Raw genomic sequence first — 17,267 nt, 5'->3', positions numbered from 1 at the left:
CATCATTAATTTAGATCAGGAACTTACAATGGCAACTTACGTCGGGAGACAGCAATGAGCTCAGAACAGATTATCGTCCAGCAGCCGGAAGAAAGCGCTGACCAGCTGATTCTATTATTTCATGGCGTGGGTGATAACCCGATTTCCATGGGCGAAATCGGTAAGTTTTTCGCTGTTTCATTCCCGCGGGCGCAGGTGATCAGCGTCGGCAGTCCGGATATTTGTGATTTTGGCCGCGGCTTCCAGTGGTTCTCCGTGCAGGGTGTGACAGAGCAAAACCGTCAGCCGCGCGTGGATGCTGCGATGCCGGCCTTCGTGCAGATTATCCGCGACTGGCAGCAGAAAACCGGTATCACCCCGAAACATACCACGTTGGTGGGCTTCTCTCAGGGCACCATCATGGCGCTGGAATCGACGAAAGTAGAAGAGCATCTGGCGTCGCGCATTGTCGCCTTCAGCGGACGTTTTTCTTCACTTCCGGAAAAACCGATTGCTGCCGGTACGGTGGTGCATTTCATTCATGGCGATCAGGATCCGGTGATCAATCCGTTCCAGTCGAAAAGTGCGGCGGAGCGCCTGAAAACGCTGGGCTGCGACTGTACTCTGGATCTTCAGGCAGGTATGGGACACGGGCTGGATTCGCACATGATCAACACCGCCATTGCGCATCTGAAAAACTACGAGCCTGAATCACATCAGAACTGATTTTACCGCGCATCTCTCATAAAAAAGCCCCCGGCAGTCTGACAATCGGGGGCTTTTACTCTCTGTTTTTCTCTGACAGCCGGTAATTATTTGCGGTTTTTCCGCATGAAATCATCCATGAAGTTAGTCAGCTTTTCTGCTGCCGGCAGCGACAATGCGTTGTAGATAGACGCACGGATACCGCCAATGGCGCGGTGACCCGACAGACCCGAGAAACCGGCTTCATGGCTTTCTGCCAGGAATTTCTTCTCCAGCACTTCATCCGGCAGTTTGAACGCCACGTTCATTTGTGAACGGTCCGCTTTGCTGCTCCAGCCGTTGTAGAAACCGTCGCTGTTATCAAGCATTGCGTACAGCAGTTCCGCTTTGTGGCGGTTGGTCTGTTCCATATTCTCCAGGCCACCGACGTCATTGAGCAGCCAGCGTGTGACCAGCAGCACCACATAAATCGCAAATACCGGCGGGGTATTGAGATTGGAATGGGATTCCACCTGACGACGGTAATTCAGAAACGATGGCAATTCATCAGGCGATGCTTTCACCACGGTGTCATGCACCAGTACGATAGTGACGCCAGCCGGGCCGATGTTTTTCTGGGCATGGGCGTAAATCACTGAGAATTTATTGGCATCGCAGGGTTTAGACAGGAAATCAGAGGACATATCGCAGACGCGCGGTACATCGTCGCGGCCGAGAACGCGCTGGAACTGCAATCCTTCTACCGTTTCGTTGGAAACGTAATGCAGATAAGGTGCGTCCGGAGAAAACTCCAGTTCCTCATCCGCTGGAAGGCGGTTGAAGCCGCAAGATTCGCCGCTCCACAGCACTTTCACCGGCCCCTCGCGACGCGCTTCGGTTACTACTTTACTGCTCCAGTAGCCGGTATCCAGGTATTCCGCCGCATGTTTCTGACCACGCAGCAGCGTCATCGGCACCATCGAGAATTGCTGCGTCGCGCCGCCCTGCAGGAACAGAATGTGGAAATCTTTCGACAGGCCAAGCAGCGTGCGGATGTTGTTTTCGGTTTCTTCGACAACGGAAGCAAACCAGTCAGAGCGGTGGCTGATACCGAGGATCGACAGACCCATTTCCGGGACTTCTTTAATTGCGGCTTCAACCTGCGCGAGTACCGTTTCCGGTAATGCGCCGGGACCACCGGAGAAATTCAGAGCGTTACGTGAAATCATGATTATTTTTTTCCTTCTGGCGCATCAGCCGATGCACCGCTGTGCGCAAAAGCACGGGATAACAGCAACTCGCGGCATGCTGTTTTAACTTTATTCATAGGGATTTGCTTGTGCGGGAACATCACTTCCAGATCCATGGCGTGTACAACCATGGCCGGATCGATTTCAAAGACCAGCAAACTGCCGTCGGGGGTTTCGCTGCAATCGATGCCCAGATAATCGAGCCGGGTGGTCTCAAAAATGGCCTTCAGCGCCTGCTGATGACGGGCAACGAATTCGTGAAAGTTATTCAGGAATTCGGCTTCTTCTTCGCGTTTTTTCTGATCTTCATACATATTCGCGTTGACGTAATGCACCATCCAGTGTGACGAAATCGCCATATGACAGGCATATGGCACGCCGTCGATCAGCGAAATACGGTATTTGCGGAACTGGCCATCGGCATTGCTGTAATCGATGAACTGCGACAGGAAATAATCTTCCACCTGCACGCGGGTCAGATAACTTTCCAGCTCTTCCTGACGGGTGACTTTTTCCAGACCGTGACCGCCGTGTGAACCGGCAGGGCGCAGGATCACCGGAAAATCGCTGCCGGGCAGGGCGCTGCTCAGGGCGATTTTGCCTTCTGCTACTGCCGAAAGTACGGAAAACGTCACCGGATGCGCCTGCGCAATGGTTAATCCCGTCTGATTCTGCAACAGCGTGCTGGCGTTATGTCGCTCGGAGCTGGGGATATGTTGCGGCGCATTGATCACCGGCACCGGCCACTGGCGGGTGATACTTTCCAGCTGCTCTAACAGGAACAGGTTTTCGGTGGTGGCGCTGATACCGACCATCAGTAAATCATGCTCCGGGATCGGCGCTTCAAACGGCGCTTCGGGAGTAATGTAGTAATAAATCAGCTCGATATCGCTGTTTTCCAGCAGACAGTCGAGTGGCACGTTAGCAGACAACGTACCGGGCACCATCAGCATCAGCAGGCGCAGTTTTGCCGGTTGCTGCGCGGCATGAAGGGTATAAACCTGCTGCATGGCCAGCGCCTGTTCCTGAATCGTCAGGCCGAGTTCGGTGCGTTGCAGGCACAGCATGACGGTGGAAAGGTTCATCCACAGTACGGCGTCATCGGGGTTTTGCTGCGCGCGTGTCACCAGCTCCTGTGCGATGTCAGTGCATTCATCACCGGCGATGCTCATACGTAAAAACGGAGCCAGCCCCAGAAATTGTGTGGCGTCGAAATTCTCAGACGCAGCCTGATCGGGGTGGGAAATAGGTAGTGTTTGCAAAGGACTTGTTCTCTCCGTACATCGGTTTCACGTTGCATGTTACCGGCAGGGGAGAAAGTCAATCGGCGGAGAATCGCTACATTTTCCGCCGACTAATACTGATTAGGAGATTTTACAGGACAGGTCGGGCTTACTTTTTCTTAGGCCAGTCGTCATCGTTATCCCATTCCGCATTGTTGTCGCGGTGCGGGGGGATCTCTGGTTTGTCTTTCAAAAATTTCTTCACATCAACGCGGTTCAGCTCTTTGATCCCGCTGATAAACATCCCGACCAGTATGATCAGAACGATCCACCAGTAATCTTTGATCCACTCCATGGTGTGCTCCTTAAAGGGGTGAGAGGGCGATAAATCGCGGAAATATCTCCGCCATCTGACCGGTTAACCAGTCAGCGGCGGCTACTTCCTGTCCTGTCCAGGCGCTGATGAGAACCTGCGGTGAAAGCAACTTCTCGCATTCCTGCGCCAGCGGACGGTAACTCAGATGCCAGGGTTCAATGGCGACGCCACCGGTATCTTCTGCGTACGGGCGGTAAAAACCAAATTCTGCCATATGTGCCGAAAGCCACTGATTCAGCGGATAAAAATAGCCGCCTTCTTCGTATTCCCACGGCTCCAGTTGCAACTTTTTATCGGCCGGTAACAGCGAGGGATCGTACACATCCAGATCACTGCCCCAGTGATGGCGACTGGCGCCCGGCAGCGCAGACCAGCGCAAAATCAGCTCACAACGTTGTGCTGTGGTTAACTCACTGATATCCACCGGCTGGCTGTTCTTATCTAATACTGGTCGCTCGCCGCGAAATTTGCCATTCCAGATAGCCAGTTGACGACTGAAATCACGAAAAGTGCTGGCCGGTTGTAAATCAAAACCGGCTGCACTGGCGGCCTGACGCATTTTTTCAAATGCCTGTATCGCCTCTTTTTGCAACCGGTGCGGGCCCTCGCCCAGCATCACCAGATGCGCATCAGAGCGACCGGTCAGCATTTCATGGCTAATCATGCGACTAACTGTTCCATGATGCGCTGATACATGCGGCTGAGAACCTGCAAATCTGCCGCGTGAACGCATTCATTGATTTTGTGGATGGTGGCGTTAACCGGACCCAGTTCGACGACCTGAGCGCCCATCAGCGCAATGAAACGTCCGTCGGAGGTGCCGCCGGTCGTTTGCAGTTCCGGCGTAATTTCACTGTAGTGACGCACGGCGTTAACCACCGCATCCACCAGCGCACCGCGTGATGTCAGGAACGGCTGACCCGAAACCACCCAGTTCAGGGTGTATTGCAGGTTATGACGATCCAGTAATTCTGCTACGCGCTGTTTGATGATGGCATCGGTCAGTTCGGTGCTGAAACGGAAATTGAACTGCACATACAACTCGCCGGGAATAACGTTATTGCTGCCGGTACCGGCATTGATATTGGCTATCTGCATGCTGGTCGGCGGGAAGAATTCGTTGCCGTTATCCCACACGGTAGCGACCAGTTCATTCAAAGCGGGCATGGCGCGATGCACCGGATTGTCCGCCAGATGCGGATATGCCACATGTCCCTGAACACCGTGAACGTGCAGGTTGGCAGTCATCGAACCCCGGCGGCCATTTTTAACAATATCGCCGACGCGCGTGGTGCTGGAAGGTTCGCCAACCAGACAGTAATCGAGGCGCTCATTGCGCTCCATCAGCGCGTTGACCACTTTGACGGTGCCGTTTACCGCGCTGGCTTCTTCATCTGAGGTGATAAGAAACGCCAGACGGCCCTGATGATTCGGGTTAGCCGCAACGAAACGTTCTGCTGCGACCACCATCGCCGCCAGCGACCCTTTCATATCTGCCGCACCGCGACCATACAGCATTCCGTCGCGCAGCGTAGGCTCGAACGGACCGGTCACCCAAAGTTTGTGGTCGCCGGTGGGCACGACATCAGTATGACCGGCGAAGGCGAGGGTTATACCTTGTCCGCGTGTGGCCCAGAAATTCAGGGTATCGCCAAAATGCATCGGCTCCACGTGAAAGCCAGCGGCTTCAAGGCGGGCAATCATAATTTCCTGACAGCCTGCATCGTCCGGGCTGAGGGAAGGGCGGCGGATTAACTGTTGGGCTAAATCGAGAACCGGACAACTCATGTTACTTCACCTGTGCGAGGAATTGCTGATAGGTTTCTGGTTTGAATCCCAGCAGGGACTGACCATCGGTGGCCAGTAAAAATGGGCGTTTGATTACCGCAGGCTGTTCGAGCATCACGGCTTTAGCGCTGGCTTCGTTATCGCAGGCTGCGCGCGTGGCTTCATCGAGTTTACGCCACGTCGTCCCGCGGGTATTGAGCATGGCTTCCCAGCCTTGTTTGTCCAGCAGGTTCTGCAACAAATCGTCATCCAGCCCTTCGACCCGGTAATCATGAAACTGATATTCAACCCCGTTATCTTCCAGCCAGCGACGGGCTTTTTTTACGGTATCGCAATTTTTTATGCCGTAGAGAATAAAAGAGGTTGGAGCAGAAGTCGTTGCCATAGAAAAACGTAACCTGTCAGTAAAATAAGAACTTTTTATCCGTATAAAAACGGGCGTAAGGATAGGGCACATAATGAGGCAAAACGCCCGCAGGATCCAGACGGGGGCGGGATTGTGATCGTGCTTAAAAAATAATGACGGCCTTTTTACATGGTCAAAAAACAGACGTATAATCCGTCTGTCCAATCAAGGGGAGTAAAATGTTAGAGCAAGAATTAGGTAACTGGAAAGACTTTATCGACCGTATGTTGAAAGCGTAATTGCCCCACATCGTTACCGTTAAAGCAAAGAAAAGATTTATTCTCAGTGCAGCACGTCATTATAAAAAGCGTTTGTTCAGGAAGACCATTACGTCCGATTTAGCGACGATTCTCACAGCCAGTAAATCATTAATAAAAAAGGCGTTAATTCACATTAACGCCTTTTTTGTTGCCTGTTATCCAGGGCCGTTATTTATGTTGTGCGGGTACCGTCTCAACAATATCGGCAATCACCGGATGTGCCTGTTTTCCGGGAAAACGACGGCGGATTAACACAAAGAACAGCGGCACGAAGAAGATGGCCAGAATGGTCGCGGAAATCATGCCGCCGATGACGCCGGTGCCAACCGCGTGCTGACTGCCTGAACCGGCACCCATGCTGGTCGCCATCGGCAGAACACCGAAAACAAACGCCAGCGATGTCATCAGAATCGGACGCAGACGCATTCTCGACGCTTCGAGCGTCGCTTCCAGCAATTCTTTGCCGCGAACATTCAGGTCATTGGCAAACTCAACAATCAGAATGGCGTTTTTCGCCGATAGCCCGATGATGGTCAGCATCCCGACCTGGAAATACACATCGTTTTCCAGCCCGCGCAGCCATGTCGCAATTACCGCGCCCAGTACGCCGAGTGGCACCACCAGCATGACCGAGAACGGAATGGACCAGCTTTCATACAATGCAGCCAGACACAGGAAGACCACCAGCAGGGAAATGGCATACAGCGCCGGAGCCTGGGAGCCTGACAATCTTTCCTGATACGACAGACCTGTCCATTCGAGGCCAATACCCACCGGCAGTTTAGCGACCAGCTTTTCCATATCATCCATCGCTGTACCGCTGCTGATGCCCGTTGCCGGTTCACCCACAATTTCCAGCGCGGAATAGCCGTTGTAACGTTCCAGACGTGGTGAACCGGTCAGCCATTTGGACGTGGCGAAAGCGGAGAAGGGCACCATGGTTCCGGCAGAATTTCGCACATACCAGCGATCAATATCGTCGGGCAGCATGCGGTATTGCGCACCGGCCTGCACATAGACTTTCTTAACACGGCCACGGTCAACGAAGTCGTTGACGTAAGTCGAACCCCATGCGGTGCTCAGTGTACTGTTGATATCAGCAATCGCCACACCCAGCGCCTGCGCTTTCACCTGATCGATATCGATCTGTAGCTGCGGGCTGTCATCCAGACCGTTGTGACGTACGCGGGTCAGGTTGCTGTCTTTTGAGGTCATCGCGAGTAACTGATCGCGCGCCGCCATCAGAGCGTCATGGCCGAGACCGGCGTGATCCTGTAATTCCATATCAAAGCCAGTCGCGCTGCCCAGACCGTTAATGGCTGGCGGGCTGCTGGCGATGACGCGGGCTTCTGTGATTTTGTTAAACGCTTTGGTGGCTCGTTCAATCAGGGCAAAAGAAGAATCGTCCGGGCCGGTGCGGTCATCCCACGGGGTCAGACGCACGAACATACGCGCCACGTTCTGCCCGTTACCGCCTGGCCCTGCACCGATGGTGGAGAACACCGAGAGTACGTCTTTCTTATCTTCACTCAGAAAATACTTTTCGACCTTTTCCACGACTTTTTGTGTTTGCTGCAACGTCGAGCCTGGCGGTAATTGCACCTGTACCGTGAACACACCACGGTCTTCCAGCGGCAGGAACGAGGTCGGTAATTTAATAAACATCACTGCCAGCACGGCAACCAGCGCGGCATACGCCAGCATGTAGCGCACGCTGTTTCGCAGAACCCGCGCCACGCCGCTTTCATAACGACGGGCATTGCGGTCGAACATGCGGTTAAACCAGCCGAAGAAACCGCGTTTGCCGTGATGATGGCCTTTAGCGATAGGTTTGAGAATGGTTGAACACAACGCCGGGGTCAGCGTCAGCGCGACGAACACTGACAGCACCATTGCGGAAACAATGGTGATGGAGAACTGACGGTAAATCGCGCCGGTGGTGCCGCCGAAGAAGGCCATTGGCACAAATACTGCCGACAGCACCATGGTGATGCCGACCAGCGCGCTCTGAATTTGTCCCATCGATTTTCGCGTAGCCTCTCTGGGGCTGAGGCCTTCTTCGCTCATCACGCGCTCGACGTTTTCAACCACCACGATGGCGTCATCCACCAGCAGGCCGATGGCAAGCACCATCGCGAACATCGTCAGAGTATTGATGCTGTAACCGAACTGATGCAGCACGGCGAATGTCCCCAGCAACACTACCGGCACGGCAATCGTCGGGATTAGCGTTGCGCGGAAGTTTTGCAGGAACAGGTACATAACAAGGAACACCAGCACAATGGCTTCAAACAGCGTTTTCACCACGTCAGTGATCGCCGCTTTAACGAACGGCGTGGTTTCATAGGCTATTTCAGCTTTCAGCCCGTGCGGATAATAATGAGAAAGCTCATCGAGGCGCGCACGGACGGCTTTGTCCGTTTGCAATTCGTTGGCACCGGACGCCAGTTTCACGCCCATACCGGATGCGGCCTGCCCGTTATAACGGCTGAGCAGGGCATAGTTTTCCGCGCCGAGACCGATAGTGGAAACATCGCCGAGTTTAACCTGCGACCCGTCCTGGTTCACTTTCAACGTGATCTGGCGGAACTGCTCCGGCGTCTGCAACTGCGCCTGGGCATTAATGGTGGCATTCAGCGCCTGAAAATCTACCGAAGGCGCACCGCCAAGCTGACCGACAGCCACCTGACTGTTCTGCGCTTTAATCGCCGTGACGACATCGGCGGTAGTCAGCTGATAATTATTCAGCTTGTCCGGATCGAGCCAGATACGCATGGCGTACTGCGAACCGTAAGCATCGATGCTGCCGACACCGGGCACGCGGCTCAGCGGATCCTGAATATTGGAAGCTACGTAATCGGCGATATCCTGCTTATCCATGCTGCCGTCTGTGGAAACAAACGCCACCATCATCAGGTTGGTATCACCGGTTTTTGACACCGTGACGCCCTGGGTCTGCACGTCCTGCGGCAGACGTTTAAGCGCCTGTTGCAGCTGGTTTTGCACCTGCTGGAGCGCTTCGTTAGGATCGGTACCGGCGGTAAAACTCAGGGTAATCTGTGATTTACCGTCGTTACTGCTTTGCGATGACATATACATCAGATTATCGAGGCCAGTCATGTTCTGTTCGATAATCTGGGTAACGGTGTTTTCTAATGTTTGTGCTGATGCGCCGGGATACGTTGCAGAGATTCTGACGTTTGGCGGAGCCAGATCCGGATACTGTTCAACCGGCAGAAAATAGATCGCGAGCGCCCCGGTCAGGGAAATGATGATCGCTAAAACCCAGGCAAAGATTGGGCGATCGATAAAAAAGTTAGCCATGCTTCAGGAACCTCGTTGTCACTCTGGCGTGAGTGACTAACATCAGCAAACAAACACAATGCCAGTAATCTGGCAAAAAAATCCCCTGAGCAACGTCTTCTCAGAAGCGGTCTCAGAGGCGGTACTGTCCCGGCGGGACGGAGCGAGTGTCAGAGTGTAGTTCTACGTTAAAGCACTTTACCTGCTCGCAACGTATAAAACGTGGAGAAATAAAGGAGATAATGTAAAAAAGCCACCCCGTACACGGGGTTATCTCTCAGCGATATTCGCCGAAACAGTCTACTCTTTGGCTATCTTCATTTTTATGACACCCCGCAGGAGCTGTCCAGATGAGTTTGCCCATGAATTCCGTGTTTGCCCGTCGTTTATATCTTTGCTGGTTGCTCAATAATGAACAAAAACCGAATGTACCAAAACTGATGGAAATCACCGGCTGGCCGCGGCGCACTTTGCAGGATGTGCTGAAAGCACTGCCCGGAATGGGCGTCGGGCTGGAGTTTGTGCAGCAGGGTGTGCGCAACAACGACGGTTATTATCAGCTCTCGAGCTGGGGGCCGTTCGATCCCCAATGGATTGAGCGTCATAGCGAACAACTTCTGGCCGCGATTGAGCACGGTTGACTGTAGCGGCTGCGGCTGAATCCGGCTATGCTGTCTGGCTTCTCTCACCACTTCTGAGCGGAGGCACGCAATATGTCATCTCATGACAAGTCATCCAGAATCGAAAATGTCCAGAACCAGTTACTCTCTGATAACTGGTATGTACTTCGCAAATACACCTACGATTTAATCAAGCGCAATGGCGAACGGCAGCCGCAGTCCCGTGAAGTGTATGACCGGGGAAACGGGGCGACTATCCTGCTTTATAACCGGCCTAAAAAAACAGTTTTGCTGATCAAACAATTCCGTATGCCGACCTACGTCAATGGCAACCCGACCGGGATGCTGCTGGAAACTTGTGCGGGTTTACTGGACAACGATTCGCCGGAAGACTGCATCCGTAAAGAAGCGATTGAAGAAACGGGTTTTGCGGTGGGCAAGGTAGATAAATTGTTTGAGGCCTACATGTCGCCGGGCAGCGTGACGGAAATTGTTCACTTTTTTGCCGCGGAATACGATGAGTCACAGCGTCAGAACGCCGGTGGTGGCGTGGAAGATGAAGATATCGATGTGTTGGAAGTGCCGTTCACCGAGGCGCTGGCGATGATCAAAGATGGCCGCATTAAAGACGGCAAAACCATCATGCTGTTACAACATGCGCAAATTCAGGGCTGGCTGGCGTAACATTATCCTCACTGAGTTTCAGTAAAAAGGCACTTGCGGGTTAATGCCGTCACCTCAAGTGACCGGCATTAACCTACGGGTGCCTTTTGTCTTTTACGGTTCCTGGCTGATGGCAACGCTGCCAGCGTGACCTTTCATCGCTGACCACGGCAGAACTGTCCATTCCGGGCTTTCGCATGAACGTAATACCCGGGCAAAGGTCGGATCAAAATACAGTCCTTTGTTCGTGAAATACCACGCCGGGAATTGCCAGACCGACGGATCTGAATAATCACAATCATCGTCACTTTCTTCGGTCGGTTTTTTCATTTGCTGCGGATGCGCTGCAGTCAGCTGTTTCACCAGCCACGGTGCCCATTTTTTATCGCGGTACTCAGCAAACGTATCAAAACCGACGTCATTTTTGCCCGTCAGCGTACGGTCTTCTGCGTTCAGATAATGGAAAGGCGCACCTTCACCGACCCAAACCACATCTTCCAGCGTCAGGGTTTCTGCGGTTTTGGCATTGAGGTTAACTGGCGCTTCGCCGAAATCGGGATGTGCACCGCCGCAGTCATAAGACGTAAACACGCTGACACTGACGATTTCGTCACTCAGATATTCCGGTGTCACAGTCTGCTGATATTCTCCCTGACCAAACCGGCTCGCACCGAGCATACAGGCATGCCAGCCACTGACTTCCTGCCATAAACGGGTGCGCAATTTCTGGTTAATCGCCTGTATTTCCGTTTCCGGATAGCCCGAAACGATTTCAAACAGGCTGATTTTAGATTGCGGTTCCGTCCACCATTGCAGCTGGTAACCCATGAAGTTCTCGCTTTTACCTGCTTTGAGTTGCAGCGCAGATAACCGCAGATATTCGTAGGGATCGGTATGAATAAGCGCACTCAGATAGCCGTCGTCCATGCCCGCAGCAGGCAGTTGCACGGGTTGCAGCGATACCGACAACGTTTTTCCTTGCGGATTGGTCCAGTGGCCTTGCCAGCCGCCATTTTCATCTTTGGTCAGGGCCAGCTCGGGACGCGGCGTATCGTCAAAATCGTCCAGGCCCTCCTGAAGTTTTAGTTCCTGACCATCCAGCGTACCGTTCAGGGGCAAATCTAAATGATATTTCTGATAGAAATAGCGACCAGTGACTTCGTCTGGTTTATTTAAATCCAGCTCAAGCACAATGCTGGTTTTACCCAGCGTGCCGGAGTACACCACCGGTGGCTCTTCAGCCAGTGCGGGTAGTGAAAACAAGGCTATCAGCCAAATCCATAACTTCATCTGAATCTCCCGGAGAAATGAAAGTCATCCTTTGCCATTATTTTTCGTTATTGGCTTTGCCAGTGTACTGAATGTTTCGCTACGTCACCATTACGTGATTTCATATCAGATGAAAAATTATCCTCTGCAAAAGTACAATCTGACCGGGTATCTCTTTCTTATTTCGAATAAAAAATGCTGCATTGTTGGCAGTCTCTTGTCGGGTGTTACGCTATTATCAGAAAGATAAATCCAAACAGAGCTGAAACTCAAAATGTGCAGATGGATAACCGCCCCTTTATACCTGCTGACCACAATGCTGGCCTTTAGCACGCAGGCTGAGCCGTTACAGGCTATTTATAGCGACTGGCAGGTCAGTTGTGACAACCTTAACCATTGTGTCGCGCGCAATTCTCAGGATGGCCAGGAACTGGTCATGAAAATCTCCCGTGAAGCCGGACCGGAAGGAAAATCATCAGTCAGTATTGATTATCAACGTAACAGTGATGAACAGAGTGCTGATGTGCCGATTGCCAGCCGCCTGCAAATGAATGGCAAAACTCTGAGCTTTAATCACCGTGAATGGGATGTCAGTAAAAAACATCTTTCCACGAATAATCGTCTGGTGGTGAATGACTTTATCGCCACCATTCGCGAGGGCAGCACAATTTCGCTGGCGGGGAAAGCGGATCCGGCACAGCCGGTGCATCCGGTGATTTCCCTGAAAGGGATAAAAGCCGCATTACTTGCCATTGATGCCCAGCAGGGGCGCGTCGGCACCAAAACGGCATGGGTTAACCGCGGGGCCAAACCCGCAAATACCGTACCGCCTGTTCCGGTCACGCCTGTTCTGCCTCGTTTCAGCGAGCCGCAGGGGTTAACGGAATCTGAAATTTCCGCCATCACGCAAAATGCTGCCACAACCATTGAGAACAACGATTGCAGTCTGGATCCTTCTGAACGTGAAGTGCATATTTTTGCCTTAAGCAGCGACAAAGCGCTGATGACCGTAAACTGCGATATGGGTGCGTATAACCTGTTCGCGCTGGGTTTTCTGGTCAGCCGGCAGGCGCCTTATAAGATGGACGATCTGGCGCTGAATATGCCGTTTAAACTGGGCGAAGATGAAGAGTCACCGGAACTGATCAATGCCGATTTCGACCCTAAAACGGGCATGCTTTCGACGTATGACAAAGGGCGCGGTATCGGGGATTGCGGTGTTTCATCACGCTGGATATTCGACGGGAAGGTTTTTCGTCTGGCGGCGTTTGCTTCTGAACCGAGCTGCGATGGTTACAGCAGCGGGGGCGAATGGCCGGTACTTTGGGTGACGCAAACCCCGTAGTTTGAACGTACAACAACAAAAAGCCCTGTCAGCGCGAAGCTTGCAGGGCTTTTTTTGTCATAAAGAATCTGAGTATTTTACTCGGACGCTTTAACAACGACTTTATTGCTGGCGAACTCAACGTTCATATCAGCAACGATTTTGCAGCGTTTACGGGTTTCGACTTTACCGTTGACCATAACCTGGCCTTCAGCAATCACTGCTTTCGCAGTACCGCCGCTGTCACACCAGCCCATAAATTTGAGCAGGTCGCACAGTTCTACGTGCGGGTGTTTTTCGAGAAAGAAAGTTTCCATGTGTTCCTGACTTTTTGTGTAGTGCGAATTGTTTAAGGCTTACTGGCGCTGATGTCGTGATATTCCTCGCACGCCTGCAAGGTATTTTGAATCAGCGTCGCGACCGTCATCGGGCCAACGCCGCCCGGCACCGGTGTGATAAAGGAAGCGCGCTCAGCGGCGGCATCATATTCCACATCGCCGACAACTTTACCACTTTCCAGACGGTTAATACCGACATCAATGACAATCGCGCCCGGTTTAATCCATTCACCGGGAATAAAGCCTGGTTTGCCGACGGCGACAACCACCAGATCGGCATTCTCGACATGATGGCGCAAATTTTTGGTGAAACGATGCGTAACGGTCGTGGTGCAACCGGCCAGCAGTAATTCCATGCTCATCGGACGGCCAACAATGTTGGAAGCCCCGATAACCACCGCGTTCAGACCGAAAGTATCGATGCCGTAACGCTCAAGCAGGGTTACGATGCCGCGCGGTGTGCAAGGGCGCAGTGTTGGCGCACGCTGGCAAAGACGACCAACGTTATACGGATGGAATCCATCAACGTCTTTATCCGGATGAATACGTTCCAGCACTTTAATGTTATCGATACCAGCTGGCAGCGGAAGCTGAACCAGAATGCCGTCGATTTCGCTGTCGTTATTCAGTTTATCAATTAAACCCAGCAACTCGCCTTCGGTGGTGGTGGCGGGTAAATCGTAAGAGCGTGAAATGAACCCGACTTCTTCACACGAACGGCGTTTGCTGGCGACATAAATTTGTGACGCCGGGTTTTCACCCACCAGGACTACCGCCAGGCCCGGAGCACGTTTTCCTTCGGCCAGTCGTTGTTGGACACGCGCTGCAACTTCGCTTCTGACTTGCTGCGCAATCGTTTTACCGTCAATAATCTTTGCTGCCATCAGGGAGTAAATCCATCAATTAATAAATGCAGGGGATGCGCCTATTTTGGCAGAAGCGGCGCGCGCTGTCAGGCGCTGAATGCGAATTACTTGTTTTATACCGGCAGAATTACCGGCGGGAATTTAAGCTGAGACAGTGGCGGAAAAAGTGGCTATTTTAGAAGCAGGTCTTTTTAAATCATAAGGAAAGGAAAGAATGGCGCGCAAAGTGGGGATCATAGGTGCCGGTCATGTCGGCGCTGACGTTGCATTTTCTTTAGTCACACAGGGATTGTGTGACGTGATTGTTCTGCTCGATGAGAATGAACCTAAAGCCGCCAGTCAGGCGCTGGAGTTACGTGATATGGCGTCGCTGACCGCTTCCCGCGTGCAGGTCATCGCCAATGATTACAGCGAACTGCAAGACGCCGACGTTCTGGTGATTGCAGTAGGTCCTAAAACCTTACTGCGCGAAGACCGCCTCGAAGAACTCGCTGAGACCCGCGCTGCCGTTCGGGAAGTGATCCCCCGCGTGATTGCCAGCGGCTTCGGCGGCGTCATCGTCAACATCACGAATCCGTGCGATGTCATTACCCAGATTATCCAGCAGACCAGCGGATTCCCTGACTCGCAGGTATTCGGCACCGGTACGTCGCTGGATACCGCACGCATGAAACGTGTGGTTGGCGAATTCTTTGGTATCGATCCGAAAAGCGTGACCGGATATGTGATGGGCGAGCACGGTGAATCACAGTTTGTCGCCTGGAGCACGGTGACGCTGGGCGGTCGCCCTGTGGCAGAGCTGGCAGGCGACCGTGACGTCGACTGGGCCAAAATGGACGACGCCGTACGTGGCGGAGGTTGGAACATCCTGCAAGGGAAGGGCTGGACCAGTTTTGGTATTGCTACTGCCACAGCACGGCTGGTCGATGCGATTTTGTCAGACGCGCACAGCATCTATCCTGTTTCCGCTAAGGATGAGGAGCTCGGTGTTTATATTGGTCAGCCAGCGGTCATTGGTAAAAAAGGTATCGTGCAAACGCTTCAACCGGAACTGACAGCTTACGAAGGTGTGGCGTATCACGCTTCCGCCCGCGTTATCGCTGCCGCGCTGCAATCCGAAAAATAGCCGATACTCATGACATAACGTTGCAAAGCCGTCCGGGAATATCTGCAAATTGTTCAGGCATTAAGCAGTGAGTTCGAAAGCCATTGACTCATCCCGGTCTGCCCGTATAATCCGAACCCGCAACGCTCCCGAAAGGGACAAGCAATGCGCCCTTAGCTCAGTTGGATAGAGCAACGGCCTTCTAAGCCGTAGGTCACAGGTTCGAGCCCTGTAGGGCGTACCATTTCGAAGTAAACAGACGTCATCTGACGTCTTTTTTTATGCCTGAAATTCAGTGAGTTGACTGATTTTAGCGCGTCGAAATTCTCTCAGAGTCTACCTACACCTACCGGCATCAAGTAGTATCTGTTGGTATATGTGATGGTACATCCCCGTTCAATGGAATCTTGTACCAGCAGCCAGCAACGGAGGGCCTCAAATGGCATTAACCGATGTGAAGGTAAGAAGTGCAAAGCCCACGGATAAGCCTTACAAGCTGACCGACGGCGAAGGAATGCATTTAATTGTTCACCCCAATGGATCTAAATACTGGCGCTTACAGTACCGTTTTGAAGGTAAACAAAAGATGTTGGCGTTGGGTATCTATCCTGAGATTTCTTTATCTGATGCGAGGCAGCGAAGAGATGAAGCTAAACGGCAAGTTGCTAACGCTATCGACCCCAGTGAACAGAAAAAGGTTGAGAAACAAGCTCGCAAAGCGACAGTGGAAAATACCTTCAAAGCGGTCGCCCTGGAATGGCATGAGTACAAACGCCCTAACTGGTCCAAAGGCTACGCGGAAGACATTATGGAAGCGTTTGAAAACGATATATTCCCATATATTGGTAAACGCCCGATTACAGAAATCAAGCCTCTGGAGATCCTCAGCTCACTTCGTAAACTCGAAAAACGTGGTGTTCTCGACAAGCTGCGTAAAATCCGGCAGGCCTGCAACCAGGTGTTTCGTTACGCCATTGTTACGGGTCGCGCTGAATCTAACCCAGCATCCGAGCTAGCAAGTGCACTAACTCCGCCAAAATCTGTGCACTATCCGCACCTGTTAGCGGATGAACTTCCTGCATTCTTAGAGGCTCTCGCCGCTTATTCCGGTAGCCCAATAACTCGACTGGCGACAAAGATTCTAATGTTAACAGGAGTTCGTACTGTTGAACTCCGTATGGCCGAATGGTAAGAGTTCGATTTTGATAAGCGAGTTTAGGAAGTTCCGGTAGAAAGGATGAAGATGCGCCGCCCACATCTGGTGCCATTGTCCGATCAGGTTGTGGCAGCACTACGTGAAATCCAGGCTGTGACAGGTCGCTACAATCTGGTATTCCCTGGGCGTAACGACATCACCAAGCCGATGAGCGAAGCGAGTATTAATCAGGTACTGAAAAGGATTGGGTATCACGGAAAGGCGACTGGCCATGGTTTCAGGCACACGATGAGTACTATCTTGCACGAACAAGGCTATAACACGGCATGGATCGAGTTACAGCTTGCTCATGTGGATAAGAACACTATTCGTGGCACGTACAACCATGCGCAGTATCTGGAGCAGCGTAGGGAGATGTTGCAGTGGTATGGGGACTTTGTGGATGGGTTGGAGGCTAGGGGAATCGCAGTAAATATTCGTAAAAAGGCATAAATTTTCTGCAGCTACAGGATGTAGCATCTATCGCTACAAGCAATGCTGTAGCTCGACGTAAATTGAGCCACAGCTTGCAAATGTGAATTAAAACGCGGTTCGTGGGGCACAACCATGCACAGTATCTGGAAGGGTGGCGAGAAATGATGCAGTGGTATAGTGATT

16 protein-coding genes, 1 tRNA gene and 1 pseudogene are annotated in these 17,267 nt (G+C 52.3%); 8 read left to right on the top strand and 10 right to left on the bottom strand.

All coding sequences use genetic code 11. The features are described from left to right. Positions 1-54 precede the first annotated feature (54 nt). The gene (gene ypfH / locus D5398_RS03515) at positions 55-705 is read left to right on the top strand and encodes an esterase (RefSeq protein WP_120506350.1); all 651 of its coding nucleotides are present in this window, start codon (positions 55-57) and stop codon (positions 703-705) included. A gap of 86 nt (positions 706-791) precedes the next feature. Here ypfH and D5398_RS03510 read toward each other — a convergent pair whose 3' ends face one another. The 6 genes from D5398_RS03510 to D5398_RS03485 all read right to left on the bottom strand — a co-directional run bounded on the left by D5398_RS03510 (position 792) and on the right by D5398_RS03485 (position 5,685). Continuing rightward, the gene (locus tag D5398_RS03510; RefSeq protein WP_120506349.1) at positions 792-1,892 is read right to left on the bottom strand and encodes a phosphoserine transaminase; all 1,101 of its coding nucleotides are present in this window, start codon (positions 1,890-1,892) and stop codon (positions 792-794) included. 2 nt (positions 1,893-1,894) lie between these two features. Continuing rightward, a complete protein-coding gene (locus tag D5398_RS03505; RefSeq protein ID WP_120506348.1) occupies positions 1,895-3,175 on the bottom strand; it encodes an ATP-grasp domain-containing protein in 1,281 nt (426 codons plus the stop codon). A 130-nt stretch (positions 3,176-3,305) separates the two neighbouring features. Further along, positions 3,306-3,491 carry a YpfN family protein gene (locus D5398_RS03500; RefSeq protein WP_120506347.1) on the bottom strand — a complete coding sequence of 62 codons (186 nt, stop codon included), beginning with the start codon at positions 3,489-3,491 and terminating at the stop codon, positions 3,306-3,308. A 10-nt stretch (positions 3,492-3,501) separates the two neighbouring features. Next, complete coding sequence (locus D5398_RS03495; RefSeq protein ID WP_120506346.1) at positions 3,502-4,176, bottom strand: M15 family metallopeptidase; 675 nt, start codon at positions 4,174-4,176, stop codon at positions 3,502-3,504. Continuing rightward, the gene (gene dapE, locus D5398_RS03490) at positions 4,173-5,300 is read right to left on the bottom strand and encodes a succinyl-diaminopimelate desuccinylase (protein ID WP_120506345.1); all 1,128 of its coding nucleotides are present in this window, start codon (positions 5,298-5,300) and stop codon (positions 4,173-4,175) included. The genes D5398_RS03495 and dapE overlap by 4 nt, the downstream gene beginning before the upstream one ends. Before the next feature lies 1 nt (position 5,301). After that, positions 5,302-5,685: an ArsC family reductase gene (locus D5398_RS03485; RefSeq protein ID WP_120506344.1), complete on the bottom strand. Its 384-nt coding sequence runs from the start codon at positions 5,683-5,685 to the stop codon at positions 5,302-5,304. Positions 5,686-5,885: 200 nt separating this feature from the next. Here D5398_RS03485 and ypfM point away from each other — a divergent pair, with 200 nt between their 5' ends. Beyond that, positions 5,886-5,945, top strand: a complete 60-nt coding sequence (gene ypfM / locus D5398_RS25825; RefSeq protein WP_152328030.1) for a protein YpfM — start codon at positions 5,886-5,888, stop codon at positions 5,943-5,945. A 189-nt stretch (positions 5,946-6,134) separates the two neighbouring features. Here the strand turns inward: ypfM and acrD are convergent, their stop codons facing one another. Continuing rightward, complete coding sequence (acrD, locus tag D5398_RS03480; protein ID WP_120506343.1) at positions 6,135-9,290, bottom strand: multidrug efflux RND transporter permease AcrD; 3,156 nt, start codon at positions 9,288-9,290, stop codon at positions 6,135-6,137. A gap of 335 nt (positions 9,291-9,625) precedes the next feature. Between acrD and D5398_RS03475 the strand changes: the two genes are divergently transcribed. Beyond that, positions 9,626-9,910 carry a winged helix-turn-helix domain-containing protein gene (locus D5398_RS03475; RefSeq protein WP_208645890.1) on the top strand — a complete coding sequence of 95 codons (285 nt, stop codon included), beginning with the start codon at positions 9,626-9,628 and terminating at the stop codon, positions 9,908-9,910. Between the two features lie 72 nt (positions 9,911-9,982). Continuing rightward, positions 9,983-10,573: a GDP-mannose pyrophosphatase NudK gene (nudK, locus tag D5398_RS03470; RefSeq protein WP_120506341.1), complete on the top strand. Its 591-nt coding sequence runs from the start codon at positions 9,983-9,985 to the stop codon at positions 10,571-10,573. 93 nt (positions 10,574-10,666) lie between these two features. Here nudK and D5398_RS03465 read toward each other — a convergent pair whose 3' ends face one another. Next, complete coding sequence (locus tag D5398_RS03465; protein ID WP_120506340.1) at positions 10,667-11,842, bottom strand: DUF3298 domain-containing protein; 1,176 nt, start codon at positions 11,840-11,842, stop codon at positions 10,667-10,669. 253 nt (positions 11,843-12,095) lie between these two features. On the opposite strand from D5398_RS03465, the gene D5398_RS03460 reads away from it, so the two are divergent. After that, complete coding sequence (locus tag D5398_RS03460) at positions 12,096-13,166, top strand: DUF1176 domain-containing protein (RefSeq protein ID WP_120506339.1); 1,071 nt, start codon at positions 12,096-12,098, stop codon at positions 13,164-13,166. A gap of 77 nt (positions 13,167-13,243) precedes the next feature. Here the strand turns inward: D5398_RS03460 and ybcJ are convergent, their stop codons facing one another. Both ybcJ and folD read right to left on the bottom strand, forming a co-directional pair. After that, on the bottom strand, positions 13,244-13,462 hold the full coding sequence (gene ybcJ, locus D5398_RS03455) for a ribosome-associated protein YbcJ (RefSeq protein ID WP_112287597.1): 219 nt from the start codon (positions 13,460-13,462) through the stop codon (positions 13,244-13,246). A gap of 32 nt (positions 13,463-13,494) precedes the next feature. Then, complete coding sequence (folD, locus tag D5398_RS03450) at positions 13,495-14,367, bottom strand: bifunctional methylenetetrahydrofolate dehydrogenase/methenyltetrahydrofolate cyclohydrolase FolD (protein ID WP_120506338.1); 873 nt, start codon at positions 14,365-14,367, stop codon at positions 13,495-13,497. 196 nt (positions 14,368-14,563) lie between these two features. On the opposite strand from folD, the gene D5398_RS03445 reads away from it, so the two are divergent. The 3 genes and pseudogenes from D5398_RS03445 to D5398_RS03435 all read left to right on the top strand — a co-directional run bounded on the left by D5398_RS03445 (position 14,564) and on the right by D5398_RS03435 (position 17,102). Next, a complete protein-coding gene (locus D5398_RS03445) occupies positions 14,564-15,475 on the top strand; it encodes an L-lactate dehydrogenase (RefSeq protein ID WP_120506337.1) in 912 nt (303 codons plus the stop codon). Positions 15,476-15,621: 146 nt separating this feature from the next. Continuing rightward, positions 15,622-15,698 (top strand) — tRNA-Arg (locus D5398_RS03440). A 195-nt stretch (positions 15,699-15,893) separates the two neighbouring features. Then, a pseudogene (locus D5398_RS03435) lies at positions 15,894-17,102 on the top strand (tyrosine-type recombinase/integrase). The last annotated feature ends 165 nt before the right edge of the window (positions 17,103-17,267 follow it).

This window comes from Rahnella bruchi (assembly GCF_003614975.1).
GTDB lineage: Bacteria > Pseudomonadota > Gammaproteobacteria > Enterobacterales > Enterobacteriaceae > Rahnella > Rahnella bruchi.
Note: the sequence above shows the minus strand (reverse complement) of the source record. Positions and strands in the feature narration are given on the sequence as shown.

What these genes read in the sequence shown, in the direction of transcription:
- D5398_RS03465 (WP_120506340.1), bottom strand. Translation starts at nt 11,842, where the DNA reads ATGAAGTTATGGATTTGGCTGATAGCCTTGTTTTCACTACCCGCACTG.
- D5398_RS03500 (WP_120506347.1), bottom strand. Translation starts at nt 3,491, where the DNA reads ATGGAGTGGATCAAAGATTACTGGTGGATCGTTCTGATCATACTGGTC.
- ybcJ (WP_112287597.1), bottom strand. Translation starts at nt 13,462, where the DNA reads ATGGAAACTTTCTTTCTCGAAAAACACCCGCACGTAGAACTGTGCGAC.
- D5398_RS03460 (WP_120506339.1), top strand. Translation starts at nt 12,096, where the DNA reads ATGTGCAGATGGATAACCGCCCCTTTATACCTGCTGACCACAATGCTG.
- ypfH (WP_120506350.1), top strand. Translation starts at nt 55, where the DNA reads ATGAGCTCAGAACAGATTATCGTCCAGCAGCCGGAAGAAAGCGCTGAC.
- D5398_RS03510 (WP_120506349.1), bottom strand. Translation starts at nt 1,892, where the DNA reads ATGATTTCACGTAACGCTCTGAATTTCTCCGGTGGTCCCGGCGCATTA.
- dapE (WP_120506345.1), bottom strand. Translation starts at nt 5,300, where the DNA reads ATGAGTTGTCCGGTTCTCGATTTAGCCCAACAGTTAATCCGCCGCCCT.
- nudK (WP_120506341.1), top strand. Translation starts at nt 9,983, where the DNA reads ATGTCATCTCATGACAAGTCATCCAGAATCGAAAATGTCCAGAACCAG.
- folD (WP_120506338.1), bottom strand. Translation starts at nt 14,367, where the DNA reads ATGGCAGCAAAGATTATTGACGGTAAAACGATTGCGCAGCAAGTCAGA.
- acrD (WP_120506343.1), bottom strand. Translation starts at nt 9,290, where the DNA reads ATGGCTAACTTTTTTATCGATCGCCCAATCTTTGCCTGGGTTTTAGCG.
- D5398_RS03495 (WP_120506346.1), bottom strand. Translation starts at nt 4,176, where the DNA reads ATGATTAGCCATGAAATGCTGACCGGTCGCTCTGATGCGCATCTGGTG.
- D5398_RS03445 (WP_120506337.1), top strand. Translation starts at nt 14,564, where the DNA reads ATGGCGCGCAAAGTGGGGATCATAGGTGCCGGTCATGTCGGCGCTGAC.
- D5398_RS03485 (WP_120506344.1), bottom strand. Translation starts at nt 5,685, where the DNA reads ATGGCAACGACTTCTGCTCCAACCTCTTTTATTCTCTACGGCATAAAA.